The organism is Spirosoma pulveris (genome assembly GCF_054781875.1).
This window is the reverse complement of record NZ_BAAGTO010000004.1, coordinates 149,739-163,724: the sequence shown is the minus strand read 5'-3', so window position 1 is coordinate 163,724 and position 13,986 is coordinate 149,739. Positions and strand designations below refer to the sequence as shown.

The 13,986-nt window shown below is 48.5% G+C and carries 11 protein-coding genes; 7 read left to right on the top strand and 4 right to left on the bottom strand.

What is annotated here, in order from left to right:
• Window positions 1-92 precede the first annotated feature (92 nt).
• The 3 genes from ACYVJM_RS16570 to ACYVJM_RS16560 all read right to left on the bottom strand — a co-directional run bounded on the left by ACYVJM_RS16570 (window position 93) and on the right by ACYVJM_RS16560 (window position 5,621).
• Window positions 93-3,143: an endonuclease/exonuclease/phosphatase family protein gene (locus tag ACYVJM_RS16570; protein ID WP_461149341.1), complete on the bottom strand. Its 3,051-nt coding sequence runs from the start codon at window positions 3,141-3,143 to the stop codon at window positions 93-95.
• Window positions 3,144-3,284: 141 nt separating this feature from the next.
• Window positions 3,285-4,385: a T9SS type A sorting domain-containing protein gene (locus ACYVJM_RS16565; protein ID WP_461149340.1), complete on the bottom strand. Its 1,101-nt coding sequence runs from the start codon at window positions 4,383-4,385 to the stop codon at window positions 3,285-3,287.
• Window positions 4,386-4,451: 66 nt separating this feature from the next.
• Complete coding sequence (locus ACYVJM_RS16560) at window positions 4,452-5,621, bottom strand: AIR synthase related protein (RefSeq protein ID WP_461149339.1); 1,170 nt, start codon at window positions 5,619-5,621, stop codon at window positions 4,452-4,454.
• A 667-nt stretch (window positions 5,622-6,288) separates the two neighbouring features.
• Between ACYVJM_RS16560 and ACYVJM_RS16555 the strand changes: the two genes are divergently transcribed.
• The 6 genes from ACYVJM_RS16555 (at window position 6,289) to ACYVJM_RS16530 (ending at window position 11,600) form a co-directional block, all read left to right on the top strand.
• On the top strand, window positions 6,289-6,870 hold the full coding sequence (locus tag ACYVJM_RS16555; protein ID WP_461149338.1) for a hypothetical protein: 582 nt from the start codon (window positions 6,289-6,291) through the stop codon (window positions 6,868-6,870).
• Between the two features lie 138 nt (window positions 6,871-7,008).
• A complete protein-coding gene (locus ACYVJM_RS16550) occupies window positions 7,009-9,657 on the top strand; it encodes a VWD domain-containing protein (RefSeq protein ID WP_461149337.1) in 2,649 nt (882 codons plus the stop codon).
• Between the two features lie 147 nt (window positions 9,658-9,804).
• Window positions 9,805-9,930, top strand: a complete 126-nt coding sequence (locus tag ACYVJM_RS16545) for a hypothetical protein (protein WP_461149336.1) — start codon at window positions 9,805-9,807, stop codon at window positions 9,928-9,930.
• 164 nt (window positions 9,931-10,094) lie between these two features.
• On the top strand, window positions 10,095-10,463 hold the full coding sequence (locus ACYVJM_RS16540; RefSeq protein WP_461149335.1) for a hypothetical protein: 369 nt from the start codon (window positions 10,095-10,097) through the stop codon (window positions 10,461-10,463).
• A gap of 358 nt (window positions 10,464-10,821) precedes the next feature.
• Window positions 10,822-11,085, top strand: a complete 264-nt coding sequence (locus ACYVJM_RS16535; protein ID WP_461149334.1) for a redox-active disulfide protein 2 — start codon at window positions 10,822-10,824, stop codon at window positions 11,083-11,085.
• Window positions 11,086-11,225: 140 nt separating this feature from the next.
• Window positions 11,226-11,600, top strand: coding sequence for a hypothetical protein (locus tag ACYVJM_RS16530; protein ID WP_461149333.1), 375 nt, complete (start codon window positions 11,226-11,228; stop codon window positions 11,598-11,600).
• A 342-nt stretch (window positions 11,601-11,942) separates the two neighbouring features.
• On the opposite strand, the gene ACYVJM_RS16525 is transcribed toward ACYVJM_RS16530, so the two are convergent.
• A complete protein-coding gene (locus ACYVJM_RS16525) occupies window positions 11,943-12,908 on the bottom strand; it encodes a Gfo/Idh/MocA family protein (RefSeq protein ID WP_461149332.1) in 966 nt (321 codons plus the stop codon).
• A 107-nt stretch (window positions 12,909-13,015) separates the two neighbouring features.
• Between ACYVJM_RS16525 and ACYVJM_RS16520 the strand changes: the two genes are divergently transcribed.
• Window positions 13,016-13,867: a DUF481 domain-containing protein gene (locus ACYVJM_RS16520; RefSeq protein ID WP_461149331.1), complete on the top strand. Its 852-nt coding sequence runs from the start codon at window positions 13,016-13,018 to the stop codon at window positions 13,865-13,867.
• The last annotated feature ends 119 nt before the right edge of the window (window positions 13,868-13,986 follow it).

Here is a 13,986-nt window from a genome sequence, read left to right as displayed (position 1 = left end):
CGGTTTTGGTCTAAAAAGATAAGGCGTGCCACGGTTCCAACCGTGGCACGCCTTATCTTTTTAGACCATCCCTCGGCAGTCAGTACGCTGGTTTACCTCACTACCACTTTCCGGACAATGCGCGTCGTTCCCGAATCGACCCGCAGCAGGTATACGCCGGGGTTAAGCGTCTGTGTGGTTGTGAACAGCAACGATCCGTCTGCCTGGGTTTGGCTCTGCATAGAAAGCTCACGTCCGGTGGAGGTCGTTAAGCGATATACAGCGTTGGGCAGGTTACGAACAGCCACCCGGATAGCCTGATTCTCGCTTGGGTTACCCAGCAGTTCCATGGTGGGCGTTAGGTTGTCCATCACTACGGATACGATGGTCGAGTAAGCCACCTGCCCGTCAAGGTCAACCTGTTTTAATCGGTAATAATTGGTGCCGCTCAGGGGATGCTCATCGACCAGACCGTAGTTTTTTGTGGCTTGTGCATTTCCCGCAGCCGTCACGCGGCCAATCGCCCCGAACTCACGCGCATCAACACTCCGTTCGACCTCGAAATAGGCGCTGTTCGCTTCGTTGGCCGTTGTCCAGGATATACTAACGGTCTCGCCAATGGCCTTTGCCCCGAAAGACGAAAGACGAACCGGTAAGGGATTGGCGAACGAGAACCGGGCAAAGGTTGGGTAATGGTCTGACGTAGTGAGAGCGTAATTGACAACGGCTGGCCGAACAGAAGCAACCGATCCGGCAATGTACGCCGTCGCCAGTTCATTCGAGACCGTGATATGGTCGATCGCATCGGTAAAGTTCGCATCGGTGTTACAGCCACTCGTGCTTAGTTCGCTGGAAACTACTTTGTAGTTCGCGGCATCGCTCACGAAATTGGCATACGACGACGGATTACCGGCGGCAATGGATTGATCGACATCATCATTGTAATCACCAGCCATAATCAGGTTAGCGCTTCCGTAAGTAGCGTCCAATTCCGTTTTGAGGTCTATGATATCCTGTTTCCGACGGTTATAATCAGCCTGCGCCGAGCCTGATTTAGCGTGGACATCCACGATATGTAATTTTCGGGTCTGACCGGCCACGGTTACATTGGCAACAAACAGGTAAGGCAGGCGACCCGATGCCCAGGCATCACTGCGGGGCGTTGTGGTATAGCTGTATTTATCGGCCAGCAACGGTTTACTTTCGGCAGGAATCATCGAAACTACGCTGGTCTTGTACATTACGCAGACTTTCTGGTTGAGGTTCGTCGGGTTGAATCCCTGCGGATTCCCACTGGCATCGCACAAATCCTGAAAGAAATACGATGTGTACTGATCCGAACAGCTAAGGGCATACCCCGTTGGCATATTGGCGATCAGCAGATCTTTGTCGCTCACCTCCTGCAAGACATAGATATCGGCATTGAAAGCATCCATCACCGACCGAACGTTTTGCGCCTGAAGAGCTTCGTTCGTTGGGCCGTTATCGGCATAGGTTCTGGAGCCATTGGTACAGGTATACGAACCGCCATCGAAGCCGTACCATTCGAGGTTCCAGCTCACCACACTTAACGTCTGGTCATTATCGGTAATGGTTCGGTTGGCCGGGCAGGTGGTAATGGTTGGCGGTGGCGGTGCCACTTCCGAGCCGGGAATATCGAAAATGGCGCGGGGATTAAGCTGCACTACATTCTTCGATGCATCGGTTGGTATGTAGCGATCGGCAATGCCCGTTACCGACAGCGCCCCCGTAGGTTTCGTTGCCCCCACCAGATCGGACGCACTCGTTACGAACAACTCGGCGGCACCATCGCTGGTTGTGAGCGGGTAAGTTCCGGCGGCTCCTCCCTGAAAGGTTCCGCCCGAGCCTCCAATGGTTGCGTTTTGAACAGCCACCAATTGCCCTTCAAAGGCCCCGGAAGTAAGCTGGGTTATGGTAATGACCTGGGGTGTAACGGGCTGGTTGGTAGCATTGACCTTTAAAAACGCCGTCACACCGTTGATTTCTTTTTTTCCCTGGAAGAGCGCTACCGGTCCGCTTACCTGCACCAGATCGCCGAGTTGTACCTGGTTTCCATAACTAGTGGTGGGGTCGTAGACGGCTATGCCCCCGGTATCATCCTGTATATAAAATAATTTGCCCCCAAACTGGCTGCTCACCGTTACGCGCCCCTGAATGATTACCGTAGTACCAACCTGCCCGCGGGCTGTGGCAATCGACACCGGACCATTGGCCACATCGACGGTGCCACTCACCGTCACATTTTGCGACACAGCACCGGCCACGTTCGTGATTGTGCCGTTTACCGTACCGCTGACCGCTCCCGTAAGCCGGACGCTAATGGCCGTTGGCGTAATGGTTCCGCCCGATTGGGCAAGCGTTTGCGTGGCAGCATAGGTAGTTCCGTTGTCTTTACTCACCTCATAGCCCGTTGGCGCGGTTATGGTGAGATCACTCGCAAGATTTGCCCCGGAAACCGTGTACGATTTGGCGGATGAAGGCGTACCGGGTACCGTGGCGAAAGCAAGCAGCGAGCCCGGAATCACCGAAATAAGCGGTGCCGTTGGGTCACTGGGGCCCGTGCTTCCGCTTACCTGGACATTATCAAATCGCCAGGTTCCGCCCGAGCCGCTGGCCCCATAGCCATAAATCCGAAAGGTTACCGGCGTGCTCAGATTTTGGAAGGCGGTACTGGCGCTCAGCGATACCACCCGCGACGTAAATGAACCACTTGAGGTAGGTGACGTGGTCGATGTGGGCGTGGTGTTAATGTCTGTGGCATAGTTGTCCAGGCTGGATCGCAGTGTCCAGGTTGTCGGCCCCGTGCCGGACCGCTGTTCATCGAAGCTTAGCTGCGCTAGAGCCATGGTGTAACTGGCCACTGGCCCCAGGCTGAACTGGATGTACTTGTTGGCATCCGGGCTGGCTACGTTCCAGCCCGTTCCGGTATAAGCCCGTCCACCCCCATTGCCGGCTACGAACGTAACGCTGGTTACGCCCGATCCAAAAGCGGCATTGTCGGCGGTGATTGTCGGGGCGACAGCGGCTGTTAGTGAACCGGGTGTTCCTTCAAAATTCCACTGAGCCAGCGTTGTCTGGGCAAAGCCCGCACTGGTCATCAACCATAAAGAGGCAGCGAACAGCAACTGTAAAATTCGATTCATCGTTGAGTTTGATTAAATACCTTGACTTACCAAAAATACACCCGGATCAATTAAGGAATTATTAAGTTTCGCCTTTGATGTCCTTTTGCCCGAAAAACCGACTGTCCGGTCATTTTGTCGGGATAATGTGCTACTCGAGACTTACAGAATAAGCACTTTAACTAGCTTAATGCTGTCATTTAACTGTATTTCCAGCGAGTATACGCCCGGCGATAGAGGACGCGCGAAAAGCAGATCGGCTTCACCCGACCCGCGTTCCAGTCGTCCCTCAATTGGCTGACCTGTACCGGAAAGCAATCGAATGGCTGTTACATCGGCATTCCAGAGCCGGACATGAATACGGTCGGGGCTGGCCGGATTTGGGTACACGGCCACCACCGGGTCGGACTGCCGGATGATGGCCGATATAGGCTTATACGTGTGCACTGAACCATTAAAATCCACTTGGCTCAGCCGGTAATAGTTGATCCCGGAGAAGGGATTAGAATCGGTCAGGCCATAATATTGCCGCTCGTTGGTGGTACCTCCGGCAGCAACCTCGCCAATGGTGACGAACTCACGTAAATCCGGGCTGCGTTCAACTCTGAAGTGGCTGGCATTACGCTCACTCGCCGTTTCCCAGGCGAGTTGAACCCGGTCTCCCTCGGGGGTTGCGTTGAACGACAGTAAGGTAACCGGCAGCACACTGGCATTTATCTGAATCTCATCCAGCTTAAGTGTCCCGCCCCCGGCGGCCGGATTACAGGCATAGATGCGGAACGTCACAGCACCCGCCTGATTCATAAAGCCTGCCCCGTTCAGGGCTATAGACGCTACCTGAAAATTTGTATTGACCCCTTGTGAATGGATATCACTGCCGAATCCATCGGCACTCGACCGTACGGTCAGTTGCGTCGGTCCCTGAGCCGAACGAGCGAAGGCAAAGGACAGGGAAGTAAGCGTCAGGGTAGCCGTGCCAACGCGCTGAACGGAAAACTGAACGTATTCGGTCTGATTGCAGCTTGCAGTCGACCAGTTCTGCACGTTAACGCCCAGGTTTACATAGCCCGTTGTGTAGGGGTTAACCGCCAGCCGGTTTACGCCCGTATAGGTAACGCTGGATGCCGTGACCAATCCACTCGATGCGGTACCGTTATCATTACCCTCAAATGTCCAGGAAGCCGTGAAAGGCGTTGTCTGGGCGCAGACAGACACTATTGGCAGCCACCCAAAAAGCAGACTAATGCACAGCGCTTTCTTCATACAAAAGCCTCAATGCGCTTATCACATCAAGGCTCTTGCAAGGTATCAATAAAATTAACAAGTCACTTAATATACAAATTCACCGACTTCGCTTCGTATAGTTACCTGTTTCCCGGCAAAGGCTTCGACCCGCCCAATCACCTGGGCGTCGATACCGAATGATTGCGAGATGTCAACGACCTGCTGTGCGTAAGCTTCCGACAGGTATATTTCTAACCGGTGCCCCATGTTGAAGACCTTGTACATTTCCTGCCAGCTCGTACCGCTCTCCGACTGGATCAGTTGAAAGAGGGGCGGAATTGGGAACAGATTATCCTTAATAATGTGCAGGTTATCAACAAAGTGCAGCACTTTCGTTTGCGCCCCGCCCGAGCAATGAACCATCCCGTGAATCTGGGGCCGGAGTTCATCCAGCAGGCGTTTGGCAACGGGGGCATAGGTGCGCGTAGGCGACAGGATAAGCTGGCCAACGGTAGTGTCGACGCTTCCGGTCGATACGGTGTCCGTCAACCGTTTGGAACCGCTGTAGATCAAGGATGTATCGATGGACGGATCGAAACTTTCGGGGTATTGACCGGCCAGGTAGTGAGCCAGTACATCATGACGAGCCGAGGTGAGTCCGTTGCTCCCCATCCCGCCGTTGTAGGTTGTTTCGTACGTTGCCTGTCCGAACGACGCCAGACCGACAATGACGTCCCCGGCCTGAATCCGGTCGTTACTGATCACCTGGTCGCGACGCATCCGGGCAATGACCGTACTGTCGACAATAACCGTACGAACCAGATCGCCAACATCAGCGGTTTCGCCCCCGGTGCTATAGATTTCGATACCATGATCACGGAGCATCTGGAGCACCTCTTCGGTACCGTTTATGATTTCCGCAATAACCTCGCCCGGTATCAGGTTTTTATTACGGCCGATGGTCGACGACAGCAGCATGGGTCCGGTAGCTCCGGCACAGATCAGATCGTCGGTATTCATCACGACGGCATCCTGGGCAATGCCTTTCCAGACGCTCAGATCGCCGGTTTCGCGCCAGTATAAGTAAGCCAGTGATGATTTCGTACCGGCTCCATCGGCATGCATGATGGTACAGAAATCCGGATCACCCGCCAGCGTATCGGGCACAATTTTGCAGAAAGCTTTGGGGAATAACCCCTTATCGAGCTGGGCAATGGCGTTGTGAACGTCTTCTTTACTGGCGGAAACTCCGCGCTGGGCATACCGATCTGTCATGCCGCAAAGGTAAGGAGAAAAGCCTCCAACCCCCAAAAGGGGCTTTAACAAACGGTATCGAGTTAGTTTAAGTCCTCTGGGGGTTAGGGGCTCTTCTCCTTTGGCACTTTACCATCACTATCCGGATATTTTATTTTTTGACAATCCTATAAATAAACCTTTTATGAGCAATTGTATTTGTTTTAGTAAACCTAATTAATTACGATTGTGACATAATTGTTCACACTACGATTAAAGTCGATTTTACACAGATACTTAACTTTATCCAACTGGTATACAGAGAATAGTTGTTTAGTGACTTTGCATCCAATGATATGTTGGGTGAAGTGAACAGTACGTAACGTAGCGGTCAGGTTTCGTGCGACAGGTTGCACGGCTCGACAGGTCGGCTTTTAGGCTTCCATCTTGGAGTTACTTGTGACAGGATAAACGCCCCGGATAGGCAAGTCAGTTAGATCTCGACTGGTTAATAAATTGAGTTGGGAATGCAAACCTTGTGCTGTTAGTTTCCAATTCCGTGTAGCAACTGACAGGGAGAACGGCCCAACATGGTAGCTTTTTTTTGCCCGCTTTCTATAGACAATCCAGCCGGGTTGGACAGGCGTTGTAAGTCGACTTCGACAAGAGAAATGAGTTCAACTAAGCAGTCAATCCATATTAAGCAACCATGAAAAAAATTACACAAAAGTTAGGGATAATGCTGATAGGAGCTTTATCCCTCATTTTTTCATCTTGTGGTTCTTCTGAAGATCAACAAGCGTATGAACGTCAGCAGGCTGAACAACAGCGCATCGAACAGGAACAAGCTGAACAACGACGTATTGAACAAGAACAAGCGGAGCAAAGACAAAAAATTGCTTACATAAATGCGATCAATTCGGTTTTACAATCAGATGCTAGAACTTCTAACATTAGTGACTATGGAAGTCGAACATCTGCTATGAGAAACATAGACATAACACAATGTCCACAAGACTTTGGTGTCGCTTATGTAGATCATATTCATGCCTGGGAAAACAGAGCTAAAATTGAAAAAGCCCGAAATGAATTAAAAGAATATGGAGGATTAGCGGCCGCGGCTGGATTGGTAGCAACGCTAAGTGATTCTGAAATCACACCATTCAGCGATTATGTTGAGGCAACAAATAAACTTCAAGCTCTTGCTAATGAGCAAGATACTGAAATACGTCGGACTTGGCAAATTGTTGAGCGTAGTGCCGTAAGTTACGGCGCAACCCTTCCTCATTAAATTGTATTAGTCAAGACTTAATCTGACAAACCACTCCGCGCTGCCAGTTCTCCGCAAACAGTAGGCACGCCACCGGAGCCAAATAAAGTTATTCTGACTTTTTGTATTGCTATCACAACCACATAACATATCTAAGCCATGAAGCCATTAATTACTCGCTCACTTCTGGTTATTTTACTTTTCTGTGTAGTTGGTATAGGGTGTAAAAAAAACGAACCAGATCAAGTAGCTCCTGACTCAAGAAATTCTACAACTACATTTGTACTTACGGCAACAAATCAAATCAATGAGAGATATGTTATCTTAATTGATTTATCAACTAATTTTATTGGCTCAACTAAGAGAAGTACTATAGTTGGTCTCTCCATAAAATTCAACACAATTTCAAATATTGAAATAGACAATATTATTACAAAAACAGTAGATTTGATAAATATACAAGACCCTAAAATATACAATAAAAAACTATCTACTTTTATTGAAGAACAACTTAAAATAGTTAGTAGTTATTCCAAAACTTCATCATTGTCGTCTGATAAAGTTTTGGAATTAATAACGGTAGGAAAAGCGGAAATTGCGTTTTCGAATATTAAAACAAAGAAAGACTGGCTAAGTTCATTACTGCAATCGCTAACATTATCAAATAGTGCTTATGCTCAACAATCGCAACCAATGAACGTTGTAGTTGACGAGACAGTAAGGGCAATAACAAACGCTAGAGAGGATTGTGCATTAAATATAGGTGTAGGGCTACAATGTGAGGAACAAGCGATAGATTTAGGAAAAGCGGGAGCTAAATTATTGCCACTTGTAGGACAGGCAGTTAATGATGCGCTTAACCCACAAAATCCAACATCCGCAGGAGATGTTTATAATGGTTATAAAAATCTCCCCAAATCAAACCCTGCTCACGGTACTGGTGACCCACACTTTTTAACATTCGATGGGGTAAGCTATGATTTTCAGGGGCATGGCGAATTCGTATCAACTAAATCTACAATTGATAACTTCGAGATACAAGTACGTCAAGAAGACGCTTATAAAACGGGGTACGTTACGATGAACACGGGCATCGCTATTCAGACAGGAACTGATGTCGTTTGCGTAACTGTGAAACCGTATAAGCTCTTCATTAATAAGCAGGCACAGGACTTAACAGCCCTTACAACTTTATCACTCAAAGACGGGGCATCCATCACCAAAACCAAACTGAATAATGTTGATGCCCTGAACATTATAAACAAAAACGGCGATGTGGTTCAAGTCGTTTTTCAAAACGTTGATTACCTCGACTATTTCATCTACTTGGCCGACAACCGTAAGAGCAAAGTAATTGGGCTTCTTGGCAACTATGACGGGGATAAAACCAACGACATATTGACCCGTTCAGGTGAAAACATCCTCGTCAATAGAAGCCTGTCTTTTGATAAACTTTATCCTGTCTATACAGATAGCTGGCGAATTACTCAAGCCAACTCGCTTTTCTACTATGATGCAGGGAAAAGTACAGATACATATACGCAGAAAGATTTCCCACGCAGTTTGCAAACACTGACTACGGCCCAGAAAGCAAATGCCGAGAGCGTTTGTCGTGCTGCTGGTGTAAGTTCAGAGCCATTTTTGAGTAACTGCATTTTCGATGTCGCCATTACCAATAATAATGCGTTAGTGAATTCAGCTCTTTTGGCTCAACAAAATGATAGCCGTACCTCGCTACCTGTACCCATTATTCAGGAAGCTGTAAACGTGAAACGGATAGTTGTTACTGGCCAAACTTCAGCTTATATTCTGAAAACTGATGGTACGCTGTGGGCCTCTGGATGGAATGACTTCGGACGCTTTGGTATTGGTGAAGCAGCCTTTGATAACAAAAATATATTCAAAAAAATAATGGATGGTGTTCAAGATATTGCAGGTGGAGGTGCTAACCACATGCTATTTCTTAAAAACGATAATACTGTCTGGGCTGCCGGGTACAATAGTATTGGACAAGTTGGCAATGGTTCAACTAACGGTGGTAATGTACTTACTGCGGTTAAAATAATGGACGGCGGCAAAGCTTTATATGTAGTAGGATTCAGTAGTTATGTGATAAAAACCGATAACACTCTCTGGGCATTTGGAGAAGGGGTAAAACGGATTGACGGTTCGCAAAATAATACTTACGTCCCGACCAAAGTTTGGGACGGTGTAAAAGATATTTCAGTCGGAGATGGTGGCCATGTGTTGATTCTTAAAACGGACAACACACTGTGGGGCAGTGGAGATAATCTCTACGGTCAATTAAACCCAGCAACTAATTTCCAATACTATCCGCCTATTAAGTTATTAGATAACGTTAGGTCTATTTCGACGGGTAGAGAATCTAGTTTGGCAGTGAAAATGGACAATACTCTTTGGGGGGCAGGCAACAATCGCTTTGGGGAATTGGGCAATGGCAATAATTCTCAGCAACGAGGCTTTGTTAAAATCATGGATGGCGTTCAAAATGTTTCGACAGGTCTTTTCCATACGCTAATCCTCAAAACTGATAATACACTTTGGGCTACTGGCTCAAACAACGGTGGACAGTTTGGGAATGGTACGAATACAGATAGGAACAGTGCTGTTCAAGTAATGACAAACGTAAAATACATGGCTACTGGTGGTGGTGCCCCTAACGGAGGAATATCATTTATTGTTAAAAATGATAATACGGTGTGGGCAACAGGCTATAACATAGCAGGTACTTTGGGTGATGGCACTACGATTAGCCGGTCGTTGTTCGTACCAATTAACGTTAAGTAATTAAGATTCATTTTTATTGGCGGGTCAGTGTCTCGATGATAAGTGGTGTGTTGCAAAGGGTAGGTGTTCGGTTTGGTTCTTATAGGCTACAGAAACCTCTGCAACAGGCAGCGTGTCGGTATTCATAGGTCAAACTTACGCTCTGCGATGGCTGGCGACAAGTTGCGGGCCATGCACTCGATGGCCAAAAGGCCTGGACTGCGTGTTGTCAATAAGTTCGCGGGTCAGACGTTCCAGCGTTCGGGCGATAAGCAGCGGGCCGCGCACTCATAAGCGACACCCAACAGACGAAGGTCGTAAAGGCTCGCTACGCTCACCATCAGCCCCCGTGTAGGTGTTGTGTGTCGGGTTAATCGGAGTGCGTTAGTCAGGTTTTGGGCGACAATTTGAACGCCCCGAGAAGGCAAACTTAAAAAATCAGTTCCAGTAACTTAACCATGAAACGTTCACTGTTTTTCCTAATTACTGCCATCGTTTCTGCATTTGCGGGGTTTGTCATGTCGTTCCCTCCAAATTCTATAGTTGAAGGACATCATTGGATACCCTTCCTACAAATCTCATTTCACCATTCAGGAGGACTTATTTTTTCCTTAGCGGTTCTAAATTTTCTGGTTCGCCATCATGGAGATTCGGCTACGTTGAAGGCAGTTTTAATTTGTAATTTGGTCAATCACGCCATTAGCGCTGTACATGACCTGATGGCTTACAATCAGGGAATTATAGGTCTTGAATCATTGCCTTTTTTCACTAGTCATTTTTTCATTGGTGGGTTCTCGCTGTATTATTTGAGTAAAATCAAGGCGTAGTTCGCTCCGCGTGGGTTGGCCTCGTGCGACAGGTTGCTCGCCCCCATTTTCAGGCAGTCAGCCCAACGAAAACATGGACACAATGATTATAAGTAACTAATTTTCAGTTAATTATCTTCAAATCCATCAGCACCTGCGGTCGTTGGGTGAACTTAATAAGCAAGTAAAACGCGTGTTTGCCATCGTCTCGGCGACAGGCCAAACCTCTTGGGAGGTAGCGTTTAGACTTACATTTTCGGGTTTCGGCCGACAACGAAAACACTCCGCTTGGAATAGGTTGGGCTCCCAAGTCCGGCTCCTCGGCGACAGAGTAAACGCCCCCTATAAAGTAACTTTTTCTTAACACTGAATGAGACGAATGAAAAGCCAGAAAATCGAAGAGATGAGCAATGAGGCTTTGCTCAAACACAAAAAAACAACAGAGCTCGCAACGGGTATGTTGGCGGGGGTGCTTTCGGTACTGCTAGTTATGGTCGTGCTTTTGGCAATCAAAAAAGGACTTGATGCAACGAGCATCAGTCTGGGCGTGATTCCTTTTGCACTTATGCCAATACTGTTTCTAAACTGGAACAGTTTAAAAGCAATAAAGAAAGAACTCAACTCCAGACAAAACGTGGTTTGAGGAGTAACATGGTGATTCTGGCGCATAAATTGACCTTTTAACAAATAAAATTACCTCATCATGACTCACCCTCTCTTCCTGTTAGCAGTAGTCGGACTTGCGTCTGCCTTGATGGGTATGTTTATTGCCATCCTATTTAAATGCCCAATAAGCCTGACACTTTTAAACAAACGCTCAAATTTGGGTTGTTAGGCACACTGCTCGGGCTAGTGATCTTTGTCATCCTCTGGACTATCCAGAAAAACGAAACCAATAGTTGGGCAGCAACCGGCGACATTTCCGTCATTCCCTTCTATACGATGTTGGCGGGTGTCTTTTTGGGAGTGTATCTGACCAATCGGGCTGCCTTTACCACGACTGGCAAGGTCAGCAGCTTTGGCGTACTTGGTTTTCCATATTTTGTTTTGGGTCTTGGATTTGATAACCCCTATTCAAAAGCTGTCTTCCTGATTACTTCACTCATGTTCTTTGGCGTTGCCCTACGTGCTCGCCTGAAGAACAAAGCAGAGCTATAAACACTGTTTTCTAGTCCGACGAACAGTAATTTCCTTACTTCGTAGTTTTACGGTTACGATGGACAAGAAACATCTGTAGACCAGCACGTTGGCGTGCTAAACAAGGATGAGGTTGTAACAAAGGCAGTTAGTCTGTTGTGTGAAGCAAATAAACTCGGCGTACAAGACAGCTCCTCTGCGATAAGTTACACGCCCGAGTAGACGTTTACTTTACCGTCGGAAACTCCGCGCTCGGCAAGCCGATCTGTCGGGCGCATAAAGGAGAAAAGCCCCCAATGTACATAAAGGGGGCTTTAATAAACGGTGTCGAGTTAGTCTTATTTCCCCTCAGGGGTTGGGTTTTTAATAAACAATACCGGCTTCCGCCCGGACGGCGTCGAGCAGATCGATCAGGTTCAGGCTATCGGTAAGCGACCAGAGCGGGCTTTCGGTTTTCCCCTCGGCCAGACATTGCATCACGTGGGCGGCTTCGTAGTCGTAGCCGTGCGTAGTGCGCGAAAAGTCAAACACGGTAGGCTCACCTTCGGCGGGTTCCAGCGAAATAGCCATCGTTTCGTGGAAACGGCCGTGTACGCGAATCTGACCCGTTTCGCCCTGAATGAGTCCAACACAATCCGTTTTTGCCTGCAAGGTGCTGTCCAGCAAGGCAATTTGTCCATCACCATAGGTAAGCACCATACCGCATTGTTCGTCGGCACCCGTTGGGCCAAAGATAGCGGAGGCTTTGATCGTTTGGGGTTTGCCCAGGATCAGATAAGAGAAAAACAGCGGGTAGATCCCTATATCGAGCAGCGAACCACCGCCCAGCGCTTTGTCGAACAGGCGGCCTTCGGGCGAAAAGGGCGCTTTGAACCCAAAATCAGCTTTTACGGACACCACCTTGCCAATAGCTCCGGCCTGAACCAGTTCCAGCGCTTTCACCACACCCGGCATGAACCGGCTCCAGAGGGCTTCCATCAGGAATACACCCTTTGTTCGGGCCAGATCGACCATTTCCCGAACCTGTTCGCCGTCCATGGCAAGTGGTTTTTCGCCCAGTACGGGTATCCCTCCTTTAAGCAGCATCAGCACATTTTCGTGATGTTTCGTGTGCGGAGTGGCCACGTAAACCACATCCAGATCGGGAAGCGATAACAGGTCTTCGTACGAACCCAGCGCATGGGGGGCATTGTACTGGCTGGCAAACTCCTGGGCACGTTGCAGATTGGTTGACGCAACTGCATACAGTTGAGCATCGGGCAGCGTAAGCAGATCCTGTGCAAATTTATGGGCAATGCGGCCCGGTCCTAAAATTCCCCAGCGAGTCATGGTAAAAGGCGTAACGGAGTAGTTGGTTATAGGATAAGTTGACCGATCGGCCAGTCGTCAAATGTATCTTTTTTTTCTAAGTTGCGCCCTCAACATCTCAGCTTTCTGTGAAAAACCTCCCGTTAATCGTTCTACTATCCGTATTTTTCTTCACGTCTATTGGCTCGTATGCCCAGATTGTAGAGCAGCCGGACCCGCTGCGGCCGTCGCTGCCCGACTCCAGCAAAGTCAGTAAAACCGATTCAAGTACAACCGCTGCTACCCAGCCTAAAGTAGATTCAACAAAACTACCGAAGCCCGTAACGCGCATCTTCCGTTACCGCCTTAGTGCTGATGGAACCGTAACGGCGGGCAATGTGAACCGCACCCTGCTACAACTGGCCAGCTCCTTCGACTACCAGCTAAGCAATTATTTTAAGCTATCGAGTAATCCGTCGTTTGTGTATGGAAAGCAGAATAAGCTGCTGGCCGAACGAGAGTGGTTCGGCGATTTCCGAACCACCTATCGATCTCAAAAAAAGTTATACTATCTGGCTTTTGGCTCCTATGAGCGCAGTAACCTCCGGCAGATCAACCACCGCTGGACGGCAGCCGGTGGACTGGGGTACAAACTCCTAAACCGCCAGCGAGCGTATATCTCCATTACGGATGTGGTGATGCATGAGCGAACCGATTTCATCGAACTCAACGATATTTCCATCGTTCGTAACTCACTACGCCTGTTTGGCGAATACTCTTTCGACAAGGACCGCTTTAAGATTACCCATACCACCTTTTACCAGCCTGCACTAGGCCAGTACAATGTACGGTGGAATGCCAGCCTGAGTGTACAGATCAAATTGACGGCCTACACAAGCCTGCGCTCTACGGTTGCCAACGCCTATGAAAGCCTGATTGCTCCCGGCCTCCAAAACAATGACTTCCGGTTTACACTAGGGCTGGTGTATGAGCGGAAATGAGTTTTTTTAAGGATTGAGGAGTTAGGAGTTGCTGACGCGGGCGAGACTGGCGCGGGCTTGAACGGCAAATTCGCGTGAACTGGCGCGGGTATTTACCCGTGCCTTTCATATAGCCGGCA